A 7,515-nucleotide genomic window follows, 5' to 3' on the forward strand; every position below is an offset into this window, starting at 1 on the left:
CAGGGCCGCAGCGCCGCGGCCCGCGCGGCAGCGTCGTCGGCCCTTGGTCGCGCCGATGTTCGCGGTGGCGCGACCGGACCCGCGGCGTACCGCGCCTGGGGCGCCTACGGGGCCAGCGTGAACACCTTGATGGCGACGGGCTTGGCCCGCGTCGGGCACGAGGGCCAGCACCGCGTTCCAGGACCCGGTGCACCACACGGGCGCGCCGGTCGGGACCTCGATCGCGACGGCGGCGGCGGGCACGGGCACCGGGACCGGCGCCGGGGCGGGAGCCGGGGCCGGCGCGGGCGTCGGCGTGACCGGCTCCTTCGCGTTCGCGCGGCAGCGGGCCAGCGAGCTCGTCGTCGTGCGGAGCTTGCGCTGCGCCGCCTTCCGGGCCTTCGGGGTCTTCGCCGTGCGCAGCTTCTTCTTCGCGGGCACCCCGACCACGGCCGGGCCCACCGACCGACGCGTCGCCCGGCCCGCCGACGACGCCCGCCGTGGGCCGGTCGACCGCCGGTCCGTCCGCCGGCCGCCGCGGATGCCGCCTTCGGAAGGGGAGCGTCCGGTCCGGTTGTACTCTCCAGCCAATGTCCCCCGATACCTCGAGCGGCACCGAGCCGAACCGCTGGGCCGCCCTGGCCCTGATCGCGGTCGCGCAGCTCATGGTCGTCCTCGACGCGACGATCGTGAACATCGCGCTCCCCTCGGCGCAGAGCGATCTCGACTTCTCGACCGACAGCCGCCAGTGGGTCGTCACGGCCTACGCGCTGGCGTTCGGCAGCCTGCTGCTCATCGGCGGCAAGCTCGGCGACCTCTTCGGGCGCAAGTGGACGTTCATCGGCGGTCTGATCGGCTTCTCCCTCGCGTCGTTCGTGGGCGGCCTCGCGCCCTCGTTCGGCGTGCTGGTCGCGGCGCGGGCGCTCCAGGGCGTCTTCGGGGCGCTGCTGGCGCCGGCGGCGCTGGGCCTCCTGACCGTGACCTTCGCGGACTCGCCGGACCGGCCGAAGGCGTTCGGCATCTTCGCCGCCGTCGCGACCGCCGGCGCGTCCGTCGGGCTGCTGCTCGGCGGGGTCCTCACCGATGCCCTCTCGTGGCGCTGGTGCCTCTACGTCAACCTCGTGATCGCGGTCCCGGCGGCGTTCGCCGCGCTGCGGCTCATCCCCGCCGAGCGTCAGACGCACCGGCCGCGGATCGACTGGGTCGGGACGGCCCTGGCCTGCACCGGCCTGTTCGCATTGGTGTTCGGGTTCTCGGAGGCCCAGCGCGACTCGTGGGAGGCGGCGTCGACGATCGTCTCGCTGGTCGCCGCGGTGGTCCTGCTCGCCTCCTTCGTGCTCACCCAGCGGCGTGTCGACAACCCGCTGCTCCCGCTGCGCATCATCTGGGACCGGGCCCGCGGCGGCGCGTACCTGTCGATCGTCGTCGCGTCGTCGGGCATGTTCGCGGTCTTCCTGTTCCTCACGTACTTCCTGCAGGAGAACCTCGGCTACTCGCCGCTGAAGACCGGGGTCGCCTTCCTCCCGATGTCGGTGATGATCTTCATCGTCGCCCCCACGATCCAGACGAAGGTGCTGCCGCGCGTCGGCGTCCGTCCGATCGTGATGACGGGCATGACGCTCGGCTTCCTCTCCATGCTGCTGTTCTTCACGCAGCTGGACCCGTCGTCCACGTACGCGGGCGGGGTGCTGCCCGGCCTCGTGATGATCGGGATCGGCATGCCGTGCGTCTTCGCGCCGTCCTTCGCGACCGCCACCCTGGGCGTCGACCGCCAGGACGCCGGCGTCGCGTCGGCGATGGTCAACACGTCGCAGCAGGTCGGCGGCGCCGTCGGCACGGCCGTGCTGTCGACGATCTTCGTCCACGCGACGTCGTCGTACGTCTCGAGCCACGAGCGGACCGCGACCCTGGCGTCCGACGCCGCCGTCCACGGCTACACGACCGCCTTCACCTTCGCCACCGTCCTCTTCGGGGTCGGCTTCGTGATCGCGGCGGTCGTCCTCCCGCGGCGCATCACGCCGCAGCACCAGGCCGCCGCCGACCCGGTCGTCCCGTCGCCCGAGGGCGCCTGATCCCGGACCGGGTGCGGCGGGAGCGCGCCGCCCGGCCGGGCGGCGGACTCCCCGCCGCCCCGGATCAGCCCAGGCCGTCGACGAGGTCCGCGACCGAGTCGACGATCCGCGTCGGCACGTACGGGAAGCGCTCGGCCGTCGCGCGGGTCGCCACGCCCGTGAGCACCAGCACGGTCTCGAGGCCCGCCTCCAGGCCGGACACGACGTCGGTGTCCATCCGGTCGCCGATCATCGCCGTCGTCTCGGAGTGCGCGTCGATGCGGTTCAGGGCCGAGCGCATCATCAGCGGGTTGGGCTTGCCGACGAAGTACGGCTCGACGCCCGTCGCCCGGCTGATCAGCGCGGCGACCGAGCCGGTCGCCGGCAGCGACCCCTGCGGCGACGGGCCGATGTTGTCGGGGTTGGTGGCGATGAAGCGGGCGCCGGCGTCGATCAGCCGGATCGCCTGGGTGATCCGCTCGAAGCTGTAGGTGCGGGTCTCCCCCAGCACCACGTAGTCGGGCTCGCGCTCGGTCAGCGTGTAGCCGGCGTCGTGCAGGGCGGTCGTGAGGCCCGCCTCGCCGATGACGAACGCCGAGCCGGTCGGGCGCTGGTCGGCGAGGAACGACGCGGTCGCCAGCGCCGAGGTCCAGATCGCGGTCTCCGGGACCTCCAGGCCACTCGCCTTCAGCCGGGCGGAGAGGTCGCGCTGCGTGTAGATCGAGTTGTTCGTCAGGACGAGGAACGGCCGGCCGAGCTCGGCGAGGCGCCCGAGGAAGCGGTCGGCGCCGGGCACCATGCGCTCCTCGTGGACGAGCACGCCGTCCATGTCCATCAGCCAGGACGAGATCTCGCGGAGCGCCATCTGCCGCCAGCCTAGCGGGGCCCGGCCGCGCTCCCCGCGGGCCGCGCGGGCGGACGGACGGGTGTCCGTCACGGACGCCGTACGACCCCGGGGCGAGGCTCGCGCGCGGCGCCGTCCCCGCGTCCCCGGACCGCGTCCCGCCGACGGGTCGTGCTCGCATCCGTCGCCCGCGTCCGTACCATGGTCGTGAATGACCACCGCCCTGGACGACGAGTCCTCCAGTCCCGAGCGTGCGACCCCGCACGCCGATGACGAGCCTCCTCGAGGTGCCGGGCGCGCCCCAGCGCGCGCCCGCCCCCTGACGGAGGCCCCCCAGCCCGAGCACGGTCGCCACCGATGACCGAGGTGCTCCTCATCCTCGTGGCGCTGGCCCTCGTGGCCGCGTGCGGCGCGTTCGTCGCCGCCGAGTTCTCCCTGATCACCGTCGACCGCAACGCGATCGACCGGCTGGCCGAGGAGGGCGACCGGCGCGCGTCCAGCGTCTCGAACGCGCTCCGGACCCTGTCGACGCAGCTCTCGGGCGCCCAGCTCGGGATCACCGTCACGAACCTCGCGATCGGCTTCCTCGCCGAGCCCGCGGTCGCGCGGCTCGTCGACGGCCCGCTGGAGTCCGCCGGCCTGAGCGACACCGCCGCCAAGGGCGTCGCGGTCGTCATCGCGCTCGTCCTGGCGACCGCGATCACGATGGTCTTCGGCGAGCTCGTCCCGAAGAACCTCGCGATCTCCAAGCCCGTCGCGACCGCCCGCGCCGTCGCCGGATTCCAGCGCGGCTTCACGCACGGCACCGCGTGGCCGCTGCGCGTCCTCAACGGCGCGGCCAACCGCCTCCTGCGCCGCATCGGCATCGAGCCGCAGGAGGAGCTCGCGTCGGCCCGCTCCGCGCAGGAGCTCTCCTCGCTGGTGCAGCGCTCCGCCGAGCAGGGAACGCTCGAGACGAACACCGCGACCCTGCTGCAGCGGTCCCTGGCGTTCGGCGAGCGCCGCGCCGACGACGTCATGACCCCGCGCACGCGGATGAAGGCGATCGACGACGACGAGACGGTCGCCGCGGTCCTCGAGCTGGCGCGGGAGACCGGCCACTCGCGGTTCCCGGTCGAGGTCGAGGACTCCGAGGAGATCGCCGGCATCGTCCACATCCGCCACGCGGTCGCCGTCCCGTATGAGCAACGGCACACGAAGCTCGTCCGCGACGTCATGGTCGAGCCGGTCGTCGTCCCCTCCTCGCTGGAGCTCGACCCGCTGCTGGCCGTCCTGCGCCGCGGCGGCCTGCAGATCGCGGTCGTCGTCGACGAGTTCGGCGGCGTCGACGGCATCGTCACGCTCGAGGACCTGATCGAGGAGATCGTCGGCGAGGTGCTCGACGAGCACGACGACCGCACGTCCGTGGCCCGCGTCCAGCCCGACGGCTCGTGGCTGATGCCCGCGCTGTTGCGGCCCGACGAGGCGGAGGACATCATCGGCGTCGACGTCCCGGAGGACGAGGACTACGAGACCCTCGGCGGCCTCGTCGCATTGCACCTCGAGCGGATCCCCGACGTCGGCGACGAGGTCGTCATCGAGGGTCCCGACGAGGAGGATCCCCACCACCGCATCACCTTCAAGGTCAACACGATGGACGGCCTGCGCGTCGACGAGCTGCGGGTCGTGGTCGAGGAGCTCGAGCGTCCCGACGAGGGCGAGGACGACGACCAGGAGGACGAGCGATGAACGACGGCCTCGGCATCCTCGTCGCGGTCGTCCTGCTCGGGCTGAACGCGTTCTTCGTCGGCGCCGAGTTCGCGCTGATCTCCGCCCGCCGCAGCGAGATCGAGCCGCGGGCGGAGGAGGGCTCGCGGGTCGCCAGGATCACGCTCGGCGCCATGGAGCACGTGTCGCTGATGATGGCCGGCGCGCAGCTGGGCATCACGATCTGCTCGCTCGGTCTCGGCTACATCGGCGAGCCCGCGGTCGCGCACGTCATCGAGCCGCTGCTGCACGACGTCGGCCTGGGCGAGTCCCTGCTGCACCCGATCGCCTTCGCGATCGCGCTGCTGCTCGTCGTCTTCCTGCACGTCGTGATCGGCGAGATGGTGCCGAAGAACATCGCGCTGGCCGGCCCCGACCGCGCCGCGCTCGTCCTCGCGCCCCCGCTCGTGCTGATCGTCCGCGCCCTGCGCCCCGCGATCGCGGCCCTGAACTGGATCGCGAACATCACCCTGCGCTCCGTCGGCGTCGAGCCGAAGGACGAGGTCACCAGCGCGTTCACCCGCGACGAGGTCGCCGGGCTCGTCGAGGAGTCCCACCGCGAGGGCCTGTTCGAGCACGGCGAGGGCCGCCTGCTGCTCGACGCGCTGCAGTTCGAGGACCGCACGGCGCAGGCGGTGCTGCTCCCGATGCGCGACCTGGTGACCGTCTCGACGCGGGCGACACGGGCGCAGGTCGAGGCGCTCGCGGGCGAGACCGGGTTCTCGCGGTTCCCCGTCCTGCTCCCCGACCGGACGCTGTCGGGCTACCTGCACCTCAAGGACCTCCTGGCCGAGGACGACGGGTCCCGCGACGAGGTCGTGCCGGAGCGCGACCGCCGGACGCTGCCGACCGTCGCGATCACCGACCGCCTGCGGACGGTGCTGCAGACGATGCAGCGCTCGCGGGCCCACCTGGCCAGCGTCGTCGACGCCGGCGGCCAGGTGCTGGGCGTCGTGGCGCTCGAGGACGTCCTCGAGGAGCTCGTCGGCGAGATCCGCGACGAGAGCCGCCGCGCGGCGGCCTGAGCGGGTCGGGAACCCCGGAGGACCCATCGGCGTTCCCCCGGGTGATGAGCGACCCACCTGACGACGACGCGCTGCTCGCCGCCGCGCAGCGGGACGGCGCGGCCTTCGAGGCCGTGTTCGACCGCCACTTCGCCGCGATCCACCGCTTCGCCGCCCACCGGATCGACCGCGACGCGGCCGACGAGATCGCGGCGGAGACATTCGTCCGGGCCTACGCGGCGCGGATGCGGGCCCACACGGTCGAGGGCAGCCTGCGCGCCTGGCTGTGCACGATCGCGAACAACCTCGTCCGCGACGAGCTGCGGCGCCGGGAGCGCGCCGGCCGGGCCGGCCTGCGGCTGCGCGGCACCGAGGCGTCCGCCGGGCCCCGCGCCGCGGCGGCCCTGGACCCCGCCCGCGGCCTGCCGCGCGACCCCGCCCTCGACGACGCCGTCGCCGCCCTGCGCGAGGAGGAGCGCGAGGCCCTGCTGCTGCTCGCCTGGGGCGAGCTCTCGTACGCCGAGATCGCCGTCGCCACCGGCGTGGCCCTGGGCACCGTCCGCTCCCGCCTGCACCGCGCCCGCGAGGACGTCCGCGCCCGACTGGCCCGGGAGGGCCGACCTCCGGGCGCCCCGGTGCCCCACCCCCACGGCCGCGGCCGGGACGTCGTCCCCGCCGCGGTGACCCCGACCCCGCGATCCGTGGAGCAGCGATGACCGACGAGACGACGTACCCCGAGCTGGACCGCCTGCGGGCGGTGCACGACGAGATCCCGGCGCCGGCCCCGGACGCGACGGCCGCGGCGCGCGAGCGGCTGCGGGCGGCGATGACGGCCGACGGCGCCGGGGTCGCGCGGGAGCGGCTGTGGTCGGCGATGGCCGACGACGGCGTCGCGCCGCGGTCCCGCGACCGGCGGCACGACCCGCCGGCCGAGGAGGCTCCGCGCGCCGCCGCGCCCGGGGGCCGCAGACCGGCGTGGGCCGGCCGGTTCCTGCGGCGCCCCGGCCGCCGGTCCGTCGTGTTCGCGACCGCCGGCCTCGCCGTCGCCGCGATCGTCGTGACGACCACCGGCCTGGCCGGCGGCGGCGTCGACGTCGTGGCGCGGGCCGAGGCGGCCCTGAGCTCCGGCGGCCCGGTCGTCCACGTGGTGTCGCGCGTGGAGGACCTGATGCCCGACGGACGGCCGCTGACGACCGGCGTCCTCGGTCCGCGCGGCGAGTTCGCGCGGCTCGGCCCGACCGTCGAGTCGTGGGCGACCGGGAGCCCCCTGCGGTTCCAGGTCCGCCAGGCCGCGCTCGACGACGGCCGCAGCGTCGGCTACCAGCGCTCCGGGCTGACCGCCGAGGGCTCCTACTGGGAGCTGGACGCGACCGGCGGGGGGCCGCCGCCGCGGCAGGACCCGCCGCCGGAGGTCCTCGAGAGCGTCGCCCGCAGCCTCAACGGTGGCCTCGGCCCCGACCCGACCGCCGGCATCCGCCGCCTGCTCGCGGCGGGCGCGTTCCGCAGCGCCGGCGAGGAGACGGTCCGCGGCCGGCGCGCGCGCCGCCTGGTGGCCGACGTCGAGGGACCGTCCGGGACCGTCGACCAGCGCACCGAGTACCTCGTCGACGCCGACGACTTCCAGCCGCTGGAGGTCCGGGTCTACCGGCGGACCGGCGCGTCGAGCCCGCAGTCCACGACGATGGCCCAGCCGGCGACCACGGCCACCGTCCCGGAGGCGACCACCCCCGCTACGGCGGCCCCTCCGGCGGAGACCACCCCGCGCCCGGCGAGCACGACCACGACCCCCGCGGCGAGCGCTGGATCGCGCGGACGATGAAGAAGAGCACCGTGCCGATGATCACGAAGTTCAGGGACACCGTGATGAAGGTGCCGATCCTGAGCGGCGTGT

At 74.7% G+C, this 7,515-nt stretch carries 6 protein-coding genes; 5 read left to right on the forward strand and 1 reads right to left on the reverse strand.

Annotated elements, in window-relative coordinates; all coding sequences use genetic code 11:
• Positions 1-569: 569 nt before the first annotated feature.
• Entirely contained in the window at positions 570-2,051 is a 1,482-nt protein-coding gene (locus tag AB0L40_RS12025; protein WP_364354096.1) for an MFS transporter, read from the forward strand.
• A 64-nt stretch (positions 2,052-2,115) separates the two neighbouring features.
• On the opposite strand, the gene AB0L40_RS12030 is transcribed toward AB0L40_RS12025, so the two are convergent.
• Positions 2,116-2,895 (reverse strand): HAD-IIA family hydrolase, encoded by a 780-nt coding sequence (locus AB0L40_RS12030; protein WP_364354099.1) that lies wholly within the window; start codon positions 2,893-2,895, stop codon positions 2,116-2,118.
• 336 nt (positions 2,896-3,231) lie between these two features.
• Between AB0L40_RS12030 and AB0L40_RS12035 the strand changes: the two genes are divergently transcribed.
• The 4 genes from AB0L40_RS12035 to AB0L40_RS12050 are packed head-to-tail and all read left to right on the forward strand — an operon-like array spanning position 3,232 to position 7,443.
• Positions 3,232-4,602, forward strand: a complete 1,371-nt coding sequence (locus AB0L40_RS12035; protein ID WP_364354102.1) for a hemolysin family protein — start codon at positions 3,232-3,234, stop codon at positions 4,600-4,602.
• Positions 4,599-5,645: a hemolysin family protein gene (locus AB0L40_RS12040; RefSeq protein WP_364354105.1), complete on the forward strand. Its 1,047-nt coding sequence runs from the start codon at positions 4,599-4,601 to the stop codon at positions 5,643-5,645. The genes AB0L40_RS12035 and AB0L40_RS12040 overlap by 4 nt, the downstream gene beginning before the upstream one ends.
• Before the next feature lie 44 nt (positions 5,646-5,689).
• On the forward strand, positions 5,690-6,340 hold the full coding sequence (locus tag AB0L40_RS12045; RefSeq protein WP_364354108.1) for an RNA polymerase sigma factor: 651 nt from the start codon (positions 5,690-5,692) through the stop codon (positions 6,338-6,340).
• Positions 6,337-7,443, forward strand: coding sequence for a hypothetical protein (locus AB0L40_RS12050; RefSeq protein WP_364354111.1), 1,107 nt, complete (start codon positions 6,337-6,339; stop codon positions 7,441-7,443). The genes AB0L40_RS12045 and AB0L40_RS12050 overlap by 4 nt, the downstream gene beginning before the upstream one ends.
• The last annotated feature ends 72 nt before the right edge of the window (positions 7,444-7,515 follow it).

The sequence above is a fragment of the Patulibacter sp. NPDC049589 genome (assembly GCF_040675535.1).
Classification (GTDB): domain Bacteria; phylum Actinomycetota; class Thermoleophilia; order Solirubrobacterales; family Solirubrobacteraceae; genus Patulibacter.